Annotated in this window: 11 protein-coding genes; 6 read left to right on the top strand and 5 right to left on the bottom strand. The window is 67.9% G+C overall.

Annotated elements, in window-relative coordinates:
* Positions 1 to 6 precede the first annotated feature (6 nt).
* Both ACR4XJ_RS08200 and ACR4XJ_RS08195 read left to right on the top strand, forming a co-directional pair.
* Entirely contained in the window at positions 7 to 774 is a 768-nt protein-coding gene (locus ACR4XJ_RS08200; protein WP_434754775.1) for an ABC transporter ATP-binding protein, read from the top strand.
* A complete protein-coding gene (locus ACR4XJ_RS08195; protein ID WP_434754774.1) occupies positions 774 to 1,499 on the top strand; it encodes an ABC transporter ATP-binding protein in 726 nt (241 codons plus the stop codon). The genes ACR4XJ_RS08200 and ACR4XJ_RS08195 overlap by 1 nt, the downstream gene beginning before the upstream one ends.
* 171 nt (positions 1,500 to 1,670) lie before the next feature.
* On the opposite strand, the gene ACR4XJ_RS08190 is transcribed toward ACR4XJ_RS08195, so the two are convergent.
* Both ACR4XJ_RS08190 and ACR4XJ_RS08185 read right to left on the bottom strand, forming a co-directional pair.
* Positions 1,671 to 9,068 carry a Calx-beta domain-containing protein gene (locus ACR4XJ_RS08190; protein ID WP_434754773.1) on the bottom strand — a complete coding sequence of 2,466 codons (7,398 nt, stop codon included), beginning with the start codon at positions 9,066 to 9,068 and terminating at the stop codon, positions 1,671 to 1,673.
* Between the two features lie 523 nt (positions 9,069 to 9,591).
* Positions 9,592 to 9,735, bottom strand: coding sequence for a hypothetical protein (locus ACR4XJ_RS08185; RefSeq protein ID WP_434754772.1), 144 nt, complete (start codon positions 9,733 to 9,735; stop codon positions 9,592 to 9,594).
* Between the two features lie 992 nt (positions 9,736 to 10,727).
* Between ACR4XJ_RS08185 and ACR4XJ_RS08180 the strand changes: the two genes are divergently transcribed.
* The 4 genes from ACR4XJ_RS08180 (at position 10,728) to ACR4XJ_RS08165 (ending at position 17,982) form a co-directional block, all read left to right on the top strand.
* Positions 10,728 to 12,917: a type I secretion system permease/ATPase gene (locus ACR4XJ_RS08180; protein ID WP_434755163.1), complete on the top strand. Its 2,190-nt coding sequence runs from the start codon at positions 10,728 to 10,730 to the stop codon at positions 12,915 to 12,917.
* Between the two features lie 27 nt (positions 12,918 to 12,944).
* Entirely contained in the window at positions 12,945 to 14,444 is a 1,500-nt protein-coding gene (locus ACR4XJ_RS08175) for an HlyD family type I secretion periplasmic adaptor subunit (protein ID WP_434754771.1), read from the top strand.
* 185 nt (positions 14,445 to 14,629) lie between these two features.
* A complete protein-coding gene (locus tag ACR4XJ_RS08170) occupies positions 14,630 to 15,763 on the top strand; it encodes a transglutaminase-like cysteine peptidase (RefSeq protein ID WP_434754770.1) in 1,134 nt (377 codons plus the stop codon).
* Positions 15,764 to 15,777: 14 nt separating this feature from the next.
* A complete protein-coding gene (locus ACR4XJ_RS08165; protein WP_434754769.1) occupies positions 15,778 to 17,982 on the top strand; it encodes an HD domain-containing phosphohydrolase in 2,205 nt (734 codons plus the stop codon).
* 136 nt (positions 17,983 to 18,118) lie between these two features.
* Here the strand turns inward: ACR4XJ_RS08165 and ACR4XJ_RS08160 are convergent, their stop codons facing one another.
* The 3 genes from ACR4XJ_RS08160 to ACR4XJ_RS08150 all read right to left on the bottom strand — a co-directional run bounded on the left by ACR4XJ_RS08160 (position 18,119) and on the right by ACR4XJ_RS08150 (position 22,155).
* On the bottom strand, positions 18,119 to 20,539 hold the full coding sequence (locus ACR4XJ_RS08160) for a methyl-accepting chemotaxis protein (RefSeq protein WP_434754768.1): 2,421 nt from the start codon (positions 20,537 to 20,539) through the stop codon (positions 18,119 to 18,121).
* Positions 20,540 to 20,803: 264 nt separating this feature from the next.
* Positions 20,804 to 21,589, bottom strand: coding sequence for an RNA methyltransferase (locus tag ACR4XJ_RS08155; RefSeq protein WP_434754767.1), 786 nt, complete (start codon positions 21,587 to 21,589; stop codon positions 20,804 to 20,806).
* A gap of 56 nt (positions 21,590 to 21,645) precedes the next feature.
* On the bottom strand, positions 21,646 to 22,155 hold the full coding sequence (locus ACR4XJ_RS08150; RefSeq protein WP_434754766.1) for a DUF456 domain-containing protein: 510 nt from the start codon (positions 22,153 to 22,155) through the stop codon (positions 21,646 to 21,648).
* Between the last annotated feature and the right edge of the window lie 201 nt (positions 22,156 to 22,356).

Here is a 22,356-nt window from a genome sequence, read left to right as displayed (position 1 = left end):
GAGGACATGCCGCTGCTTGAAATGAAAGGCGTGACGCAACGCTTCGGCGGGTTGCAGGCCGTTTCCGACTTCAACATATCGGTGGAGGAGCGCAAGCTCATCGCGCTCATCGGCCCCAACGGCGCGGGCAAGACCACGGTGTTCAACCTGGTCTCCGGGTTCTACCAGCCCACCGAGGGGCAGATCGTGTTCAACGGCCAGCCCACCGCGGGCCTGCGGCCCCACCAGGTCACGGCGCGGGGCATCGCCCGCACCTTCCAGAACATCCGGCTGTGGCACGAGATGAGCGTGCTGGACAATATCCGCATCGCCCAGCACCACCGCCTGGGCTACACCATCTGGGACGCCTTTCTGCGCACCGGCCGCTTCACCCGCAGCGAGGGCAACATCGACGCCATCGCCTGGGAAATGCTGGAGGCCATGGACCTGAAGGACGCCGCGCACGAACGGCCCCGCAACCTGCCCTACGGGTTGCAGCGCCGGGTGGAGATTGCCCGGGCCATGTCCATCAGGCCGAAGCTGCTGCTGCTGGACGAACCGGCGGCGGGCCTGAACTCGGCCGACGTGGACGGGCTGATCAAGCTCATCCGCTGGATTCACGACGAGTTCGACATCGCCATCTGGATGATCGAACACCAGATGAAGGTGGTCATGAGCCTGTGCGAATGGATCAAGGTCATCGATTTCGGTAGCACCATTGCCGAAGGGACGCCCGAGGAGATTCAGTCCAACCCGGTCGTCATCAAGGCATACCTGGGAGACGATACGATCTGATGCTGCTCTCCATCGAGAATCTCTACGTAAAGTACGGCAATATCGAGGCGTTGCACGGCCTTTCGTTCCACGTGGACGAAGGGGAGATCGTCACCCTCATCGGGGCCAACGGCGCGGGCAAGTCCACCACGCTGAAGTCCATCATGCGCCTGCCCCCGCCGGAGGCGCCCAAAGTCAGCGGCGGGGACATCCTGTTCAAGGGCAGGTCGCTGCTGAACGTGGAACCGCACGACGTGGTCAGCAAGCTGCACATCGCGCTGGTGCCCGAGGGGCGGCACATCTTCGGCAACCTGACGGTGATGGAAAACCTGATGCTGGCCACCTACGCCCGCAAGAACGACCCGGCCATCGGGCGCGACCTGGAACGGATCTTCGACCTGTTCCCCCGCCTGGCCGAGCGGCGCACCCAGCGCAGCGACACCCTGTCCGGCGGCGAACAGCAGATGCTGGCCGTGGGCCGCGCGCTGATGACCAGCTGCGAGGTGCTGCTGCTGGATGAACCGTCCATGGGCCTGGCCCCGCTGCTGATGTACGAGATGTTCCGCACCCTGAAGGAACTGAACCGCGAGGGGCTGACCATCATCGTGGTGGAACAGAACGCCCGCCTCGCCTTGCAGGTCGCCAGCCGTGGCTACGTGCTGGACACCGGCGAGATCGTGGCGCAGGGGCCGTCCGATTCGCTGCTCAACGACCCGGAAGTGAAGAAAGCCTACCTCGGGGGGTAGCCTCTGGTGACACACGGCCCTGGGACATCCCCAGGCCGGTCAGGACAGAAAATGAAGCGGGCCGCCCCGGAAGGGGCGGCCCGCTGTCTGTTGTCGGTCATGCGTTCGGGTGTCGGATGGCTGGCCAGATACCGCTGGGGCCATGCACCGTTGCGCCAGCTAACGTTTGCGTTAGGTGCCGCTGGGCGAGGTGGTGCTGACGGTCTGCTGGATGAGCAGTTGCACCTGCTGTTCATCGCCCGGCGTGCCCGCCGTGGCGGTGTACACGTTGTAGTCCACGTTGCCCACGGTGGCTGTGCCGCCATGAGCCCATTCCGAGCCTAGGATGACGGAATCGTGTCCGTCGCCCGTGATGGCCAGCGAGTGGTCGGCCGCGCCGCTCATGTCCAGCACGTCCTGCGCGGAAAGCGCCACGTGCTGCGCGCCGTCGGCGGTGAGGTCGATGGCCTCGATGCCGGTGACTGTGCCCGCCGTGATGCGGCTGAAGTCCAGGGTCACGTCCTCGCCTTGCACCAGCAGGGTATCGTAGCCGTCGCCGCCGTGCAGCCCGCCGAAGTCGTGGCTGTCGAGGTAGCCATCCGCCACGTCCGCCGTGCCGCCGGTGTCGCGCACCACCAGGGTGTCGTCGCCCGCTCCGCCGTACAGGGTGTTCACCCCCGCGCCGCCGTCCAGAAGGTCGTTGCCGTCGCCTCCGTGCAGCACGTCATTGCCGTCGCCGCCGTGCAGCACGTCGTTTCCGGCCCCGCCGTGCAGGGTGTCGTCGCCCGCGCCGCCATACAGGTGGTCATTGCCGCCGCCGCCGGTGATGGTGTCGCCCTGGCCGGACCCCACCACCACCTGCGCATGGGTGACGGACGAACCGTCGTAGTCGTGGCCCGGCAACCCACCTTCCCCGCCCGTTTCCGTGGCCTGCACGGTGACGTGCAGCGTCGCGGTATCCTTGTCGTTGGCGTCGCCTGCGTCGGCGGCGGTGTAGGTGTACTGGCGGTTGCCTTCGGTAAGCCCCGACAGGGTGATGTTGCCGCTGCCGGCATCCGCAACCCCAAGCCCTGCTGCAATGCCGAACACCATGCCTTCGGCATGCGCGCTGGGGTCCGTGGCGGCGCTCAGGAGAACGCTTTCCGGCAGGGTGACGCCGGAGGCGGCATCGCCCAGCACCACGAGGTGCAGGTCTTCGGCGGCGATGGGCTGCGTGGTGTCCACGATTTCCACCACCGCCGCCCCGAGCACGATGGACCCGCTGATGGACGTATTGGCGCGGTTGGCCGTGCTGTTGGTGTCCACGAAGGTGACGGTTATCGCCGCGCCGACGGCGCCCGCCCCTTGCGCCATGCTGACGGCCAGCTTGCCGCCCGCAAGCGAGAGCGACAGGGGAGCCGCGTTGTCAGGGCCATTGGCGAAGCCGCCCGTGCCGTCGGCAGTGTAGGTGACGCCGTCGAGCTTGAAGCCGGTTACGGCGCCGCTCACGTCGTCAATGATGATGTTGCTGATGGTGGCGCTGCCCACCTTGATGGACGCCACATCGGCGGCAGCGGCCACGCCGTGCAGGGTGTAGGTGACCGTGGACGTGGCGTTGGTGGCGGCGTTGGCGGTGACGTTGTAGGTCACGTAGCCGGTGCCTTCCTCCACGTAGGTGCTGGTCATGGAGGGCGCGCCGCCCACGCTGGCCTCGCCGCCCGCGACGGAAACCAGTTCCACCGAAAGGGGCGTGTTGCCGCCCACGGCGCCGGTGGTGTCCTTCGTCTGGAAGCTGACCGTCACGTCGCCCGCGGGGGTGCCTTCGGGCACGGTGAAGCTGAGGGTGCCGTCGGCTGCGATGTCGACGTCCTGCGGGGAGCCGCCGATGGTCACCGTGGCCTTGGAGCCCGGTTCCAGCGTATCGATGTCCACCTTCATGGTGACGGTGACGTCTTCTCCCTGCACGTCCTTCGAGAACGCCAGCGTGATGTCCGCGCTGTCGCCTTCGTTCACCGTGGCGGGCGCGCTCATGGTCACCGCCGGGCCGTCGAGGCTGTCGGTGATTTTGACGTCAATGGGCGTGTCGTCCGCAAGGGTCACCTCGCCCTTCAGGTCTCCCGCATTGGAGATGGACACGGTGAAGGTCTCGTCGCCTTCGGACAGGCGGTCGTTGACGGCGTCCACGCTGAACGACGCGCCGGAACCGCCCTTGCCCACGGTAAGGTGCAACTGCCAGCCGGTTACGTTGCCGCCGTCGGTGACTTCGGTGACCCTGCCGGAGCCATCCCCCGGATAGTAGGTAACCCCGCCCACGGTGATGCCCTTGAGGTCGTCACCGCTCATGCCGTCCTTGAACGTCACGTCCACGACGAACTCGACGGGCTCTTCCACCGCCTTGTCCATGGTCAGGCGGAAGGCGGCGCTGCCGTCGTCTTCGGACACGGTGGTGCTGCCCGCAACCAGTGTGGCCGTGGGACCGTTATCGCTGGTCTCGATGATGGTCAGGGGCGTTTCCGTGGTGCCGGATATGCCCTCAAGGGTGTTGCCGTAGTCGTTGTACGGGTCGTTGGCCTTGATGGTGGCCGTCACGCTCAGGGTCTTGTCGCCGTCGGAGATGTAGTCATCCGGCAGCGCCACGCTGACCGTGGCCTTGCCGCCCTCGCCGGGCTGGATGGTCACGGTGGTGGTGTAGGGCACGAAGTCGGTTCCGCGCGTGGCGTCGCCGCCGAAGGTCAGTTCAAGGGTAATGGGGCCATTGGCGGGGTCGAGCGGCTCGTTGGTAACGGGGTCCACAAGGCTGACGGTGACGGTGATGGGGGTCTGGCCTTCGTGGGCGTTGCCGTCGTCATCGAGCCCGCCGGTCACTTCCACCTTCACCTTCGGCGTGTCGTCGTCCACGATGGTGGTTTTGGCCATGCCGCCGTCGCTGCCGGAGACGGTGGCGTTGGAACTGATGCCGGTGATGATGGTGGTGAAGGTCTCGTCGCCTTCCACGTGGTTGTCGTCATTGGCCTTGGGCAGGTCGCCCGTCACCTTGATGGCCCCCGGCAGGATCGGGGTGAAGGGGTTGCCGTTGCTGTCGTAAATGGTGGGGACGATATTGCCGTTCCCGTCGTCGGTGAGCTTCAGCGTGAAGTCGCCGCCCTCGAAGTACTTGATGCGGGCCAGCAGTTCCGCGCTCAGGGTCACGGTCACTTCGCCTTCCGAGTAGTCCGCGCCCTGGGCGGCGCTGTTGCCGTAGGTCTTCAGGGTGAAGGTGACGTCGCCGTTCAGCAGCGGCATGTAGTTGTCGGGCAGGTGCCCGGTGATGGTGTAGCCGGCCACGCCGCCGTTCTCGGCGATGGAGTCCGACGCATCGAGGGACAGTTCCAGCCGCCCGTTGAAGGGGCCGGAGCCGCCGCCGTTGCCGACGTCCACGAAGCGGAAGCCGTCGTCGAACCGGGTTTCGCCGCCGGTGCTGCCCACGATGCGCACGTGGTAGTAGTCGGTGTTCGGAACGGGCAGCGTCAGGTTGCCGGCGGACTGTCCGGCCGGAATGGTCACGGTATGATCGTGCACGCTGCCGTCGCTGTACACCATCTGCACGGTGACGGTGACGTTCTCGTTGACGGCGACGCCGCCGGGCAGGCCCACGGAAATGGTGGTGGTGCCGTCGGAGGTGTTCTGCGTGACGTCCAGGTCGGTAATGGACACCACCGGCCCGCGCATGTCGTCGGCGATGGCATCGCCGGTGCTGGCGGGGTCGGTCTTGTCGTACACCACTTCGCTGCCCTGCATGTCCACGATGGTCCACGACACGGTGTCCGTGCCCGCGTCCACGCCGTGGCCGTCACCGGCGGTGTCGTGGTCGTGCAGGATGTTCACTTCGAAAGAGGCGGAGGCGGAACCGGCGGGGATGATCACGTAGTAGTAGGGGCCGTCGCCAGTGGGTGCGTTGGCGTAGTGGTAGCCGGAAAGGTCCGTTTCGCCCGGCTTGTACAACTGGATGCCGTCGCCGGTGCGGAAGTCGGTGCCGAGGCCCTTCGAATCGAGTTGCAGCCACACCACGACGTCTTCCGCCGCCACATCGGTGAGGATGATGGTGTAGGCGACCGTGTTGGTCTCGTTGGTAGTGTTGTTGCCGTTCTCGTCGAACTGGGCGGATTCTCCGGGGGCCACCGGCTCGCGCACCAGGGTTTCCGGGCCGAAGTATTGCAATTCCGGTCCGTCCAGAATGTCCGTAGGAGGATTCTCGGTGCCCGGAGCAGGGGGAAGCGATGCGTCGTCGGTAATGGTAACGATGGCGGAACCGTCACCAAGCACACCCGCCTCATGACCGGAAACGCCGGTGATCTTGACTTCGAACGTTTCCTCGCCTTCGCTCAGCCGGTCGTCGGCAAGCTGCACGGGAATGATGGCCCTGTAGTAGCTGACGGGATTGCCGTTGCCGTCAGTGGTATGCACCAGTTCCCACTTGTCGTGGGGTATGGTGTAGGAATCGGTTTCGAAGTAGTCGGCGTCGGCCTTGGCGCTGCCCTCCGTGAAGGCCAGCCTGACGGTCACGTCCTGCACCGGCTTGTCGCCGGCGTAGTAGCCGCCGTCGCCCGAGTTGACGTACAGGCGCACTTCCACGCCCGCGTCCTTGCCGCTCTCCTGCACGGAACTGTCCACCAGCCCCAGCAGGAAGCCGTCGCGGCCTTCGTCGTTGCCTTCATCGTGGATGGTGGTGTCGGCCTTGTTCTTGGTGATGGCCACGTCGAACGAGCCGGGCGTGTCGTCGGCAAGCGTCAGGTTGCCCACCACGACGCTGTACTTTTCGCCGTTGTCGCCCACCATGTCGTCCACGGCCTGGATGGCAAGGGGCAGGTCCTTCAGCGGCGCGCCGTCGCGCACGGTGAAGGTGAGCTTGAGGGCGGAATCCATCTCCACAGTGACATAGGCGTTACCGGCGCTGTCCGTGCCGTAGTACGCCTTCAGCGCCTCGTTCAGGGCGCTTGCGAGGTCGGCCGTGGACGTGGCCGTCCAGCCGGTGATGTTGCCCGCCCCGTCCACCGTGGGCACCATCCAGACGATGTCGCCGGCCTGGCTGATGTTGCCGCTGGCCCCGCCGTTGTCCGAAAGGTCGTTGTCGTAATAGACGGAGGACGGGTTGATGTCGGACGGGTCGGTGGGCAGTTCGGAAACGCCCTTCAGCGTCACGTCGAAGCTGAAGGTGCCGCTGGCCTTGTCCGCCGCCGCGTCGCCATGCCCGGCGTAGTCCATGGCGATGGTGTAGTGCGCGATGTTGGACATGCCGGCACTGTTGCCGGGGTCTTCGTGCACCGAAGGATCACCGGTGATGGAAAGCTCCAGCCGGGACGCGGGGGTGACATTGATGGTCAGCGTCGAGGATGCGGTATCGCCGTCGCTGTCCGCGCTGGTGGTGTAGTTGACCTTGATCTGGAACTTGTCGGCAATGTCCTGCCCTTCGGCACGGGTGAAGCTGTACGAGCCATCCGCACCGAGCGTCAGCGTGCCCGCGAATTCCTTGGTGGTGTCGTCGTAGATGTAGTAGGTGCCGGGGGCGATGGTGCCGGAACCGGCGGGGCCGGTCGGTGAACCGTCTGCGTCCATGCCCGTGTACACCCGGTAGGTGTGCGCGGGGGTGGAGCCGTCCGCGTCGGTGACGCGGACGTTGTTCCAGCGCGCAACCGAGGGGCCGCCATCGGCCCAGCCGTCCACGCCGGGCGCGTCATTGGCCAGCACGTTGCCGCTGACAGCCGCGTCCGTGGCTTCGTTGTAGGCATTGCTGTCCGCGGTGGCCTTGGGGCCGTCGTCGTGCACGTTCACCCGCACCGTGGCGTCGATGGCGTCGCCTTCGTCGTCGGTGACGGTGAAGGTGAAGGGCAGATCCTTGATGTCGTCGCCATTGTTCGCCACATCGTGGTGCAAGGGCATGTACTGGACAAAGGTGACGGTGGCCGTGTTCGAGCCGTTGGCGAGCACGCCGTCGTTGTCGGCAAGGATGACCACGCAGGCCGTCTTGCCGCCGCTCGTGCCCACCAGCACGTCGTGGCCGTCCACGGTCTGTACGCTCCACGTGATGGCGGAGCCGTCGGCGGTCTTCAGCCCGGCAAGGTCGGATGCGATCTTGTCAAGGTTCCACGCCAGCGAAAGCTGGCTGTCGGAGGCCGGATTGGGGTCGCCCGCGCCGTCCGTGCCGAGGTTGTACGTCACCTGGCCGTCGGAGGCGGAAAGGGGCGCGTCCGCAAGGCCAAGAGCGCCCAGGATTCCTTGCGCGGTGGTGGACAGGGCCGACAGGGCCTTGTCGCCGTGCTGCGTCCCCGCCGATTCATCCACGGTCAGCACGAGGGCCTTGCCGTCGGTTACGGTGATGGCAGGCATGTCTTCCGCGCGGGAAACGACGATGGTGGCGGCGTCGGACGTGGCGGTGTCGTTGTCCGTCCGCTCGCCGGGCACGGCGTTTTCCTGCGCGATGGCGGTAACGGTCAGTTCCGCCGCGCCGTGGGTGTTCTCCGTGCCGTCGTTCAGCCGGGCGTCGGACCAGTCGTGCGGGTTGAATTCCAGCGACGCCGAAACCGCGCCGTCGTTGTTCGCCGCCGCTTCGGTCACCTCGAAGCGCAGGGTGGACAGGCCGTCTTCGGTGACGGTGGAAACCAGCGTCCAGCCCTCGGGCAGGCTGTCCATGTCCAGCGTCCAGTCCTTGGGCACGCCGTCGATTTCGACGTAGTGGCGTTCCGAGCCGTCAAGGTCGTGGAAGGTGGCGGAGACGGGAATGGTGACCAGCGCCTCTTCGGAAGCGTTGGTGTCTCCTCCGGGGGCTGCAAGGTCCGGCCGGTCGGCCACGGCGTCGATGACGATGGTGAAGCTGCCGCCGATGGTGGCCGACAACCCGGAATCGGGGTCGGTGATGGTTGCGGTGACCTTGATGTTCATGTCCGCCGAGCTGTCCTGCGGCGGGCGCAGGTAGATGCCCGAGGCAAGCTGCGCGGCGGTCAGGGTGATGGCCTGGCCGGAACCGGTGACCACGATGTCGCCCGCATCGTCGAAGTCCGCGTCGCCGATGCTGATGCGCGTGCCGGGGGTGAACCCGGTGAGGGTGATTTGGCCGAGCACCTCGTTGTCCGCGGGGGTGAAGACAAGGACGAATTGCAGCGGCTGTTCCGTGCCGTTGCCCGCGTGGGCGTCCACGGAGCCGTCGTTGGCGCCGGGCAGGTATTGGCCGGGCTGGTTGTCCTCGTAACCGTACAAGGTGCCGACCAGGGAGCCGTCAGGCCCCACCAGTTGCAGGGAAGAGCCAAGGGAACCCGATGCCGGGTCCAGCGGGCCTTCGGCCTCAAGGGTGGGTTCCACTTCGCTGGACCAGAAGAAGGGCGTCAGCGGGTCCAGGCGGTCAATGCCCGCGATGAGGCTGCCGGGGTCGTCGCTGTAGTCGCCCACGCCGCCGCCTGCAACGCCCGCGCCCGCGCCGGGACCGGCGGCGGGCAGCAGGTCGGGTTCCAGGGCGGCCAGAAAATCGTGGCCGGAAACGGCGCCGCCGTCAGGAAGGTTGAATTCCGGCAGCAGATCGGCGTTGTTGCCTTCGAAGAACCCGGACAGCACGATGCGGCCGCCATCGGGAAAGCTGAACACCAGATCGTCGCCGCTGCGGTCAAGGTGGCGGCGTCGGTGGGAAAGCCCAGGGCAAAGCGGGAGTCGGGGCTGGCGTCGAAATGAATCTCCTGCCCGGCGGTGGGCAGGAGCAGCGTAATGGGGTCGGTGGCACCCTGCGTGGAACGGGTCATCGCTACCTCGTGGTATCGGCGCGCCGTACGGGCGCGGGTTGCGTGGGCAGGGGGGGCTGCCCGGTGTCGTCGAACCTGTGTGCGGACTTCCGCATCGCGTTTTCGCGCAGGCGATGCGCATTGCACCGTACGCAGGGGGGAGACGTGGAAGACCAAGGTCCATCATATATGCACTTTGGTGAACTTTCGCAAGAAAATATGCGCCTGCGTAGTGAAAAATGGGGGATTCATGGTGGCGCATGCGGTAATATGAACGGAAATATGCAGTGATTTCCGATGGGCTTGCAATGGTGGCGCGACACATTGTAATGGCGCACAATTTTCGATGGGGAAATGGTGAAATGCATGGAGCGGAATGGTCGGGTTTTTCCCTATGCCGCAATGGGGAGGATGCAGACAGTGTTGTTGTCTGGTGCGGAGAATCCGGCTTTTCCGGACTGTCGTGCCGTGCGGGAAATGCCCCGGCGTGGCAGGGAATTCCCTACCTTGGAATGCTGCGCGGCGATGATGGTCACGGCGGTGCTCCGCCTGGCATGCGGCCGGGGCAGGGAGCGGGGAAGAGCGCCATAATCCGGTTGCGCGGCAGGGGCCCCGCGCGTATACGATAAAATGTCCGGAAAGGGGGGATGGTTGCCGTCCCCTCGCCGCGCCGTTGGTCATCCACCTCACGAGGGGTTCCGCCGTGACAGACAAACCTTCCTCCCCGCCCTCCTCCCGCCCCGACGCCACGCAACCCGGCAAGGAGCCGGACAAGGTGCCGGACAACGCGCCGGACAAGACGGCGGGCAAGCCCGCCGCGCCCGCTCCGGAGCGTACCGCCGCCCGCGTGCCGGAGCCCGCGCCAGACAGGCTTGGTGACAAGCCTGGTGACAGGCCCGGAGACAGGGCCGGAGACAGGCCCCCCCGGCCGTCGTACGGATTTTCCGGGCGTCCGGGCACCGGCGGCGAGCCGGGCAAGGCAGTCGCCGGCGAGGGCGTGAAGCCCGTCACGGTGACGCCCCCCACCGTCACGGCCAAGCCTTCCGTCGCCGCGCCCGCGTCAAGGCCGACCGCGCCGACCGCGCCCGTATCAAGACCGGCCGAAATCGGGGCGAGACCGGCCGGGTCCGGCGACAAGCCTGCCGATGCGGGGGCCAGACCGGCCAGCGGCGCTCCGGCCCATCCCCCGCTGCACGCCACGGTGACGCCGGGCAGGCCCGCCACCGGACCCACCACCGGACCCGCCACTCCGGCCGCCTCCGCTACTCCGGCCGCCTCCGCCACGCCGGGGGCTTCGGCCTCCGTGCCGCGTCCGGCGCCGCGTCCGGCCATGACGCCGGACCCGGACCGGGCCGCCGCCTTCGCGCCGGAAGAACCCATCCCCGCCGTGGGCGCGCCGCGCCCGGTGCCGCCTCCGCCGCCCTCGGCCATCCCGCGCGAGGCAGCGGCCGCCACGGCCGCCGCGCTGGAAGGGCCGCAACTCGACGCCGCGCTGGAACCCCCGGTGCCGCAGGGCGGCATTCCCGACATGCGCGGGCTGGACCCGGCCGACGTGGACTACACGCCGCCGCTCATCGAATGCATGGCCTTCCTGTTCCGGCTGCACGGCAAGCCGGTGTCCACGCGGTTCCTGGTGGCCGGGCTGCCCATGTCCGACGGGCCGGTGCAGCCTTCGGCCTGCATCCGCGCCGCGCGCACGGCGGGCATGGCCTCCAGCGTGGTGTACCGCCCCACGCTGGACCGCATCTCTTCGCTGACCCTGCCGTGCATCCTGCTGCTGCGCCAGGAAAAGGCCTGCGTGCTGCTGTCGCTGCAAGGGGACAAGGCCGAAGTGCTGTTCCCGGAGACGGGCATGGAGCCGCGCAGCGTGCCGGTGGACGAACTGACCAAGGAATACACCGGCTACGCCATGTTCGCCCGGCTGGAAGGCAAGCTGGACCGCCGGGCCAGCGAGATAAAGCTGCTGAAGGCCAAGCGCTGGTTCTGGGACACGCTGCTGCACTTCCTGCCCATCTACAAGCACGTGCTGTTCGCCAGCGTGGTGGTGAACCTGCTGACCATCGTCAGCCCGCTGTTCTTCATGAACGTGTACGACCGCGTGGTGCCCAACAGCGCCACGGAAACGCTGTGGGTGCTGGCCATCGGCATCGGCATCGCCTACGTGTTCGACTTTCTGCTGCGCAACCTGCGCAGCTACTTCGTGGACGTGGCGGGCCGCAACGCGGACATCGTGCTGGCCAGCCGCCTGATGAACCAGTTGATGAGCCTGCGCCTGGACGCCAAGCCGGACTCCACCGGCTCGCTGGCCAACAACCTGCGCGAGTTCGAATCGCTGCGCGAGTTCTTCGGCTCCACCACGTTGCTGGCGCTGGTGGACCTGCCCTTCCTGGTGCTGTTCGTGCTCATCGTGTGCTTCATCGGTGGACCCATCGGCGTGGTGCCCATGCTGGCGGTGCCCATCGTGGTGGGCATCGGCATGCTGCTCCAGTTGCCGTTCCAGCGGGTGGCCGAGGCGGGCTACAAGGAAGGCATGCAGAAGAACGCCCTGCTGGTGGAGATCATCAACGGGCTGGAAACGGTGAAGTCGTCGCTGGCCGAAGGCCGCATGCAGCACGCCTGGGAAAAGGTGGTGGGCATGAGCGCCTCGTCCAACGCCCAGTCCAAGGGGCTGGCCAACATCTCGGTGACCATGTCCATCCTGTTCACCCAGCTGGTCAGCGTGACGGTGATCATCTGGGGCGTGTACCGCATTTCCGACGGCCTGCTGACCATGGGCGGGCTCATCGCCTGCAACATGCTGGCCTCGCGCGCCATGGCCCCGCTGAGCCAGGTGGCGGCCATGCTGGCGCGGCTGCAACAGTCGCGCATGGCCCTGAAGTCGCTGGACATGCTCATGAACCTGCCCACCGAGCGGCCGGAAGACAGGCCGTACGTGGATTTCGGCCCGCTGGAACATTCCCTGGTCTTCGAAAGCGTGTCCTTCGCCTACCCCGGCTCGGAACGGCTGGCGCTGGAGAACGTCAACACCACCATCCGCCCCGGCGAGCGGGTGGGCATCATCGGGCGCATGGGCTCGGGCAAGTCCACCCTCGGGCGGCTGGCCATCGGCCTGTACCAGCCGCGCGACGGCGCAGTGCGCTTCGGCGGGGTGGACATCCGCCAGATGGACATGGCCGACCTGCGCTCGCGCGTGGGCTACCTTGCCCAGGACAACTACCTGTTCTACGGCTCTGTGCGCGACAACATCGCCATCGGCGTGCCCAACGCCGACGACCGGATGATCCTGCGCGCCGCCACCATCGCCGGGGTGGTCGATTTCGTGCGCGGGCACCCGGCGGGCTTCGGCATGCCGGTGGGCGAGCGGGGCATGGCCCTTTCGGGCGGGCAGCGCCAGGCCGTGGCCCTGGCGCGGTCGCTGCTGCACGACCCGGACGTGCTGATACTGGACGAGCCGTCCAGCAACATGGACAATTCGTCGGAAATGGCGCTGAAGCGCCGCCTTGCGGAAATACTGGACAAGAAGACGCTGATCCTGGTCACCCACCGGGTGAGCATGCTGGACCTGGTGGACCGGCTGGTGGTGCTCGACCATGGCCGGGTGGTGGCCGACGGCCCCAAGCAGGCCGTCCTTGCCGCGTTGCGCGGCGATCAGGTGCGCGCGGCGGGCGCCGCGCGCTTCACGGGCGCGCCCGCCCCCAGACCCGCTCAACAGGGCTGATGCGCGGCGCGCCAGCGGAGCATGAACATGGAAAATGACAAGACCACATCCGGCGCGCCGGAATCCGCCACGCCCCCCGTTGCGCCGGGGGCTGCTTCGGGCATGCCTCCCGGCATGCCTCCGGGCATGGGCGGCCACGGCGCGTCGAGCCTGGGAGAACGCCTTGCCGGAGCCGCGCGCGGCGGGGCGCTGGGCGGCGGGGCCGCCAACGGCGTGCGCCGCGACGACCTGGAATTCATGAGCGAGGTGGACGCGGCCCTGCACCGCAAGGGCCACCCGCTGGCCTTCCTGCTGTCCGCCTCGCTGGGGGTGTTCTTTCTGGTGTTCATCCTCTGGTCGGCCTTCGCGCCGCTGGACGAGGTGACGCGCGGCCAGGCCCAGGTCATTCCCTCGCAGCGAGTGCAGGAAATCCAGAACCTGGAAGGCGGCATCATCAGCGAGATATTCGTGCGCGAAGGGCAGATTGTGGAAAAGGGCACGGTGCTGGTGCGCCTGGACAACGAATCGGCCGCCAGCTTCTTCCGCGACGCGGTGTCCAAATCGTACGAGCACATGGCCGCCATCGCCCGCCTGGAGGCGGAACTGGAGGGCAAGGACCCGGTGTATCCCCCCGAGGTGGTCCAGAAGGCCCCGCAGGTGGTGGCCGACCAGACCTCCATCCACAACGCGCGCAAGCGCCAGTTGGAGCTGGAACTGAGCGTGCTGGAAAGCCAGCTTGTCCAGAAGCGCCAGGAAGTGGACGAAATGGTGGGGCGGCAGGGCCAGCTGGGCGCCAGCCTGCGCGTGGCGCAGGAACAGCGCGACATCGCCCGGCCGCTGGTGGAGAAGCAGATATACTCCAAGGTGGACTACCTGAGCCTTGAGCAGCGCGTCATCCAACTGCGCGGCGACATCAGTTCGCTGGCCGTGAACATCCCCAAGGCCCGCAGCGCGGTGCACGAGGTGGAACAGCGCCTGTCGCACCGCAAGGCCGAGGTGCGCTCGCAGGCGGTGGAGGAGATCAACAAGCGCCGCGTGGAGCTGAACTCGCTGCGCGAAACCCTGTCCGCCGGTGAGGACCGGGTGACCCGTACCGACCTGCGCGCCCCGGTGCGCGGCACGGTGAAGCGCATCATCATCAATACCCAGGGCGGGGTGGTGAAGCCGGGCGAATCGATCCTCGAACTGGTGCCGCTGGACGACACCCTGCTGGTGGAAGCGCGCATCCGTCCGGCGGACATCGCCTTCCTGCATCCGGGCCAGAAGGCCATCGTCAAGGTCACCGCCTACGACTTCTCCATCTACGGCGGTCTGGAGGCGGGGCTGGAACAGATCAGCGCGGACACCATAGAGGACCGCAAGGGCGAGTTCTACTACCTGGTCAAGCTGCGCACCAGGAAGAACGCCATCACCTACCGGGGCGAAAACCTGCCCATCATGCCGGGCATGACCGCCACGGTGGACATCCTTACCGGCAAGAAGACGGTGCTCGACTATCTGCTGAAGCCCATCCTGAAGGCGCAGCAGAATGCCCTGCGGGAGCGTTGATGCGGCAGAGGGCCACGGGCGAGGGAAACGGCGCGGGGCACGCGCCGTGCCATCCCGGCCGGCCGGTTGCGGCGGGCGGGGCCGGGGGGGCGCGTTCGCGCCGTGAACCCGGCCCGGATGGCCCCTGCGCGGATGGTCCCTGCCCGAATGGTCCCTGCCCGGATGAGCCCTGCGCGCGTGGTCTGATGCAGGTGCTTTTCCGCCGACGTGGCCGGGCGCTGTCCGCCCTGCTGGCCCTGGTTGCCTTGCTTGCCATGCCGCTGGCGGTGGAAACCGGCGTGTGGCGCGGCACGGCCGTGGCGGGCGGTTCCACTCCCAAGGCCGCCCCCATGCAGGCGCAGGATGCGGGCAGCACCGCCGAGAGGACCGGTCCGCCCGCCACCCCCGAGGTGCGCGGGGCGGTGGCCGGACCCGCGCCGGATGCCGCCGATACGCCGGAAGAGCGGGCCAAGCAGGCGGGACGGCAGGAAGCCGCCCCCGATGCGGTGCCCGACGCCGCCGGTGATGACGCCGCCGGAAAGGATGATGACGGAGAGGACGCGGACAAGGCCACGGCGGACGTGCCCGATGCGCCCCTTGTGGCGCAGGCGGAGCAGCCCCAGCCATCCCGGCCAGACCGGCAGGCAGTCGGGCAGGGCCAGCCGTCACGACCCGGCCAGACCGTGCAGTCCGGCCAGGCCGCGCAGTCCGGCCAGACCGCCGAGCCCAGGCAGGCCGCCCCGGCCCCCGCGCGTCCCACCGGCATCCGGCTGTTCAACACCATCGAGTTCCGGGGGCCGCTGAAAAACCTGCCCAAGTGGGACCGGGTGCTGAACGTGGACCGCAAGACGCCGGGGCTGATTCCGGAACGGGCCCTGGGCGGGCGCAACGCCCTGTGGGGCGAACTGCGGTCCGAATGGCGCGGCCTGTCCACCATGGACAAGTTGCGCAACGTGAATTCCCTGTTCAACCAGTGGCCCTACCGGCTGGACAGCGAAGTGTGGGGAGTGGTGGACTACTGGGCGGCGCCCGTCGAATTCCTGCGCAAGTCGGGCGACTGCGAGGACTACGCCATCGTCAAGTATTTCGCCCTGAAGCAGCTTGGCGTGCCCGTTTCGGACATGCGCATCGTCATCCTGATGGACTCCATCCGCAGGCTGGCCCACGCCATACTGGTGGTCTACACCGGGGGCGACGCCTACGTGCTGGACAATCTTTCCAATGTCGTGCTGTCGCACCAGCGTTACGGACACTACGTGCCGCAGTACTCCATAAACGAAGAATACCGGTGGGCGCACATCCCTATCAAGGGCGGCCCCGGCACCAGAAGAATGCAATAGCTCGCGGAGGACCCATGGCAGAGAACAGCGCATCGACAGGTACGCCGGACCGCGACAGACCCGCCGGCCGTTCACGGCTTCTGTGGTTCGGCATCGTGGTGCTTGCGGTCACCGTGGCGGCGGCCACGGTGGGGGCCTACTGGAACATCTCCGACGCACGGCACAAGCTGGAGACGGACATCGCCCAGCGGCAGGCGGTGCTCACGCTGGCCCGCGTGGAATCCGTGCATCTGTGGCTGGCTTCCATGACCGAGCAGGGGGCGCGGCTGATCAACGCCGACCTGTTCCGGCTGTTCGCCTCGGAGGTGAACCAGCTGGAAGGCGACGTGGGCCTGCTGCTGAACAAACCAGGACAGGGGCCAGGACAGGGGCCAGGACAGGGGCCGGGTCAGGGGCCGGGTCAGGACGCGAACAAGGCGGGCAAGCCGGGCGCGGGGCAGGGCGACGACGACATCTCGCAACTGGCCGCGCAACTGCCGCTGATGCGCAACCTGCTGCGCGAGTTCGTCACCTATTCCGACTTCGTGTCCGGGCGCATCGTGAACACCCGCGCCCAGACCTACATCTCCACGGACGCCACCCCCGTGCCGCTGGGCGAAGACCAGCAGGCCGCCATCCGCGCGGTGCTGGAAACGGGGCAGATGCGCTTCTCGCACGCCCGTTCCACCCAGACCGGGCTGGTGCTGGACCTGTTCATGCCCATCCTGCCGCCCCAGTTCGAGGCGGCCACCGGCGCGCGGCCCGTGGCGGTGCTGATGCTGTCCAAGATCATCTCCGGCAAGGTGGGCGAATTCCTGGCCGCCTCGCCGCTGGTGGAGAAGGGGCAGGTGTCGCGCCTTGTGCAGCGCACCCCGCGCGGCTTCGAGGAAATCGCCCCCTCGGCCCAGGAAGGGTTGAAGAACGTGCCCCCGCCCGCCTTTGCCGAAACCGGCGACCTGCCCTTCATGCGGCGCGTCTCGGTGGATGGCGGCACGCAGGTGTACTCCACCGGGCGCAAGGTGCAGGACATCGAATGGTGGACCGTGGAGGAGATTCCCGCCGACCTCGCCCTGGCCCGCCTGGCCGAGCGCGAGCGCACCGTGGTGGGGCTGGCCGTGCTGTGCACCCTGCTGCTGGTGGTCATGCTGGCCTCGCTGTGGTGGTGGCTGGTGGGCCGCGAGCAGCGCGAGATAGCGCGGGACTTCAAGGCGCTGTTCGAGGTCATCGACGACCAGAAGCAGCTTCTGGACGGCATCAACTCGGCCATGACGCATCCGGTCTCGCTCACCGACGACCAGAGCGTGTTCCAGTACGTGAACCGGGCCTTCGCCCGCGCCGTGGGCCGCACCCCCGAAGAACTGCTGGGCATGGACATGCAGGCGGTGTTCGGGTTCGACACCGCCCGGCGCATCACCGCGCCCGACGCCCAGGTGCTCATGGGCGGCGACCCGGCCACGGTGAACGAGGTGGTGTACCTGCAATCGCGCAAGCGCCACTTCCAGATCGCCAAGGCCCCGCTGTTCGGCCCCGACGGCAGGCAGGTGCGCGGCGTGGTTTCGGTGTTCCACGACATCACCGACCTGGTGGAGGCGCAGGAACGCAACCGCCGGGTGGTGCAGCAGACCATCGACGCACTGGTGCGCGCCATCGAGCAGACCGACCCGTATCTGGCGGGCCATTCGCGGCTGATGGGCCTTGCGGCCAGCCTGACCGCGCGGGCTCTGGGCCTTGGCGACCGCGACGCGGCCACGGTGGAGGCGGCGGCCAACCTTTCGCAGGTGGGCAAGATGTTCGTGCCGCGCGACATCCTGAACAAGCCCGGCAAGCTCACGGCCGAGGAAAAGCAGGAGATGGAACGCCACGTGGAATACGCGCGCGACGTGCTGTCCTCCATCGAGTTCGACCTGCCCGTGCTGCCCGCCATCATCCAGATGAACGAGCGGCAGGACGGCAAGGGCTACCCCGAGGGCCTTTCCGGCGACCGGATATCCACCCACGCGCGCATCCTGGCCGTGGCCAACGCCTTCTGCGCCATGCTGCGGCCGCGCTCGTACCGCCCGGCCCTGCCGCTGGACAAGGTGCTGGACGCCCTGGAAAGCCAGACCGACAGCTACGACGTGGACGTGGTGCACGCCCTGCGCGACGTGCTGGACACCCCGGCGGGCGAACGGCTGCTGGGCCAGATCGGCGGGACCGCCACAGGCGGGGCGGGCACAGGCGGAGCCGACGGCGCGGCGTAGCCGGATCGGGAGCCGCCGCCCGCGCGGCGGACGGAAACAGCAAAGGGGGGACGCCGCATGGCGTCCCCCCGTCGTTTCAGCGGGATATCCCGCTGCCCGGTGTGGTGCCGGGCGCTGTCCGCTGGGTGCTTCCCGGTCAGGCGCGCATCTCGGCGGTGAGGCGGCGCAGGTCGCCCGCCAGCCCGGCCAGTTCGTTCACGGCCGTGGCCGAGCGGGACATGATCTGCGCCGTGTCCTGGGCGATCATGTTCACTTCCTCGGTGGACCGGCTGATCTGTTCGCTGGCGGCGGACTGCTCTTCCGAGGCGGTGGCGATGGAGCGCACCTGGTCGGCGGTCTGGTCCACCATGGTCACGATTTCCTTCAGCGCGCCGCCGGAGCGTTCGGTAAGCTCGGTGGAGCGCATCACCGCATCCACGGCCGCCGCCGTGGCCTGCACGTTGTCGCGCGCGCCGGACTGGATGGAGGCGATGGCCTGGCCCACCTCGCGGGTGGCGTTCATGGTCTTTTCGGCCAGCTTGCGCACCTCGTCGGCCACCACGGCGAACCCGCGCCCGGCGTCACCGGCCCTTGCGGCCTCGATGGCGGCGTTGAGCGCCAGCAGGTTGGTCTGGTCGGCGATGTCCTCGATGACCTGCATCACCCGGCCGATGTCCTCCGCCTGGCGGCCCAGGCCTTCCATGTTGGCGCGCAGGTCCACGGCCAGGTCGCGCACGCCGGTGATGGCCTGCACCACCCCGGCCACCAGCTGTTCGCCTTCGTCGGCCTTGGCCCGCGCGCCCTCGGCGTTGCCCGCCGCCTGCGAGGCGTTGTGGGCCACCTCCAGCATGCTGGCGTTCATCTGTTCCATGGCCGTCGCCGTCTCCGCCGTGCGGGCGCGCTGCCGGTCGGTGCCGCCGTTGGCCTCGTCCACCTGGCGGGCCAGTTCCTCGGCCGCCGTGGCCAGTTGCCGCGCGATGTCGTCGGCCTGTTCGGCCACGCGGGTGATGGCCGCGTGCTGGGCCTCCACGCGGGTCTGCTGGGTGCGCAGGCCGGTGACGTCGGCGTAGATGGTGAAGGCCCCGATGAGGGTGCCGTCCAGGTCGTACAGCGGGGCCACGTCCACCTGGGCATGCACGGGCTTGCCCGTCTCGGTGGTCAGGTCCACGCTCAGGTTGCATTCGGCCCCGCCGCTTTGCAGACACCGGCGGGTGGCCATGTCGTCCATGGCGCGGCCGTACACGAAGCGGTCCAGCGGCTTGCCCACCCAGTCCTGCGGGGTGCCGGGGCGCTCCAGCATGTCAATCAGCGCCGCGTTGGTGAACACCACCTTCTCGTCGGGAGAACTGATGGCGAAGGGCACGGTCATGCCGTTCAGCACGCCCTGGGTGAAGCCGAGCTTGTTCTTCATCTCGGCCACCATGGCGTTGACGGCGGCAATGGTGTCGCCCACCGCGTCGCGCGCCTCGTAGCGCATGGCGGCGGAAAAATCGCCGGAGGCCACGGTGCGGGCATAGGCGGCCAGTTGCCCCATGGGCTTCATCAGTTCGCGCACCAGCACCCACACGAAGAGCACCGCCAGCGCCAGCGCGGCCACGCCGCCGCCCGCGGTCCAGCGCAGCATGTCGGTATCCGCGCCCTGGAGCATCTCGTCGCGGGTCATGGCCACGGCCAGGTACAGGTCCCACGGTTCGAAATAGCGCACGAAGCCCACCTTGAGCCCGTCATACTCCCATTCCAGGAAGCCGTTGCGGGTTTCCAGCATCTGCCTGCCGTAGCTGTCCTGCAGGATGTTGGTGCCGGTGCGGGTGGGGTGCAGCAGGCGGGTGCCGTCGGGCGTGAAGATGAAGGTGTAGCCGCGCCCGCCCACCTTGGCTTGCCCGAACATGGTGCGGAAGGCCTCGCCGAGCAGGGGTTCGCCCACGAACAGCGCGCCGATGACCGCGCCGTAGGCGTCCTTCACCGGGCGGTAGTGGGTGCGGAATGCCTTGCCCATGACCATGGCCCGGCCGGTGTAGTCCTTGCCTGCCGCCATGGCCTGGTACACCGGGCTGGATTCGGGGATGTAGGTGTCGATGGCGCGCTTGCCCTGCGCATCGGTGATGGTGGTGGCCACGCGCAGCAGCTTGCCGGGCAGCAGCACGAACAGGGTGGCGTCGGAACCCACGGTGCGCTTGTGGCGTTCCACCAGGGCGTTGGGCGAAAAGGGCAGGGGCATGCCGTCGCCGGTCAGTTCGAAATCCGGCACCGATACCGTGGACGTGGCCCCGGTGGACTGGTCCGCCACCTGATGCGGGGCGGCGTTGGAGGCGTTGAGGCGCAACTCGCCCTGGCCCAGCAGCGAACCGGACAACGCCTCCAGGCTGTTGTGCAGGGCCTCGCCGCCGATGCTGTCCTGCATGGCGGCCACGTCGCACATGGCGTCCATGAACCCGGCAAGGTTGTCGTGCCCCATCCGGTCCAGCGTGCCCTGGATGCGCCAGGCCACGATGCCGGACAGGAATACGATGGTGCACAACACCACCATGATGACCCCGGAATACATCTTGGTGGTGATCCTGAGTGTATCCAGCCGCATTGTAGCCACCTCCCGTCGGCATTTTCCATGGTACGTAAGTCCCCACTTCCTTGGCCGGGTGGTTGCACTATTTTTCACAAGAGGTCAATCGATTTCTCCATATATGGCCGTGTTAGCCGCTGCGTTGCATCGCGGAACGGAAAGCGGCGCCATGCGGATGCCGCCGCGCGGCACTGGAGTCGCACCCGTGGCGACGCAATGGAAAAGGCCCGGCGTGGTGGCCGGGCCTTCGGGAATTGTCGACGGGTGGGGGAGGGCCGCCGGTCAGTCCGTGCGTTCGCCGTCCGGCTTGGGAGTCGCGGTCCCGGCCAGGGCGGCCATGCGCTTCACCTGGCGGCACACGCCCATGACCATGTCGAATTCGTGGCGGCGCAGCCGGGTGCGGCCCAGAAAGCGGCGCACCGGCATCATGAAGTAGTCCGGGTTGTCGGCGCGCAGGTAGTCGATGGCCAGCAGGGTGTCGCGCAGGGTGTCGTGCAGCAGTTCCAGTTCCGCATGGTTGGCCAGCCGCGAATCCGGGGCGGGGCCGGGCCGGAACGGGTGCGCCGACGCGCCCTTCAGGCATTCGTACAGCACCACCAGCACCGCCTGGGCCAGGTTCAGGGACGAGGCGTCCGGCGCGGTGGGGATGGTCAGCAGCCGGTGGCAGTGTTCTATCTCGTCGTTGGTCAGGCCCCGGTCCTCCGGCCCGAACACCACGGCCACCCGGTCGCCCCCGGCCAGCACCGGGCAGGCTTCCGCCGCCGTGCGCTCCGGCGAGAGCAGTTCGCGCCGCCACCCGCCCGTGCGCGCCGTGGTGCCGAACACCAGCGCGCAGTCCGCCACCGCCTCGGCCAGCGTCGCCGCCACCCGCACCCCGGACAGGATGTCCTGCCCCTTGAGCGTGGCCAGCGGCGCGGCCTTGGCCGGATCGCCGTCCGCTTCGCTCCAGCGCTCCGGGTCCACCAGCACGATGTCGCGCGCGCCCATGTTGGCGCACGCCCGGGCCACCATGCCCACGTTTTCCGGGAACCGGGTCTTTACCAGGACGACAGACAGGTTGTGCAGCATTGTCGTATGGGGAAGAAGTGTTAGGGGAAAGGAGGGAGGGAATCGGGGGCAGGGGCCTACGCGGGCCAGACCTGCCCCGCGCCCATGACTGCCACCACGGCACCGGCGGCGAACTTGAGGGACAGCCCCAGGAACTTGCCCACGAACGCGCCCCAGGCGGCCTGGCGGGCCGCGTCGCGCGGGCGGCCATGGCTCAGTTCCGCGAGGTAGCAGCCGAACCACGCCCCGGCCAGCGCGCCGGGCAGCGCGCCCAGGCCGAACAGGAAGGGCGCGCCCAGAATGGCCCCGGCAATGGCCCCCACGATGCCGCCCAGGTTGCCCCGTCCGGTGGAGCCGTGGCGCTTGCCGCCCAGCATCTGCACGCCGAATTCCAGCACCTCGCCCACGGCGGCGGCCCCGATGACCGTGGCGAAGAACCAGGTGTCCATGCCGGGCGCGGCGGGGGCCAGCAGCTTCCACAGCGCCAGCACGCCCACGGCCAGCCAGTTGCCCGGCAGCCCGAACACGTTGAGCCCGATCAGGCCGAACAGCACGATGATGCACAGGGTGGCGAGGATGTATTCCATAAAAATGATTCGGTTGTTGAAGTAAGAGATTGGGGCTATCGGCAAACCATGCCGCTATCAATGCGCCCCAATTGAAACGTTTTGAAGGAGGGGTGGGGGTGCGGGGGGGGGGGGGCGGGAATATGTTTAATATTGAAACCACACCCCCCCCCCATTAAAATACCAGTCGAAACCACAAAAAAACGCCGGGCGGGCCGCGGA

The sequence above is a fragment of the Nitratidesulfovibrio sp. D1 genome (assembly GCF_051133415.1).
Lineage (GTDB): Bacteria > Desulfobacterota > Desulfovibrionia > Desulfovibrionales > Desulfovibrionaceae > Cupidesulfovibrio.
Note: the sequence above shows the minus strand (reverse complement) of the source record. Positions and strands in the feature narration are given on the sequence as shown.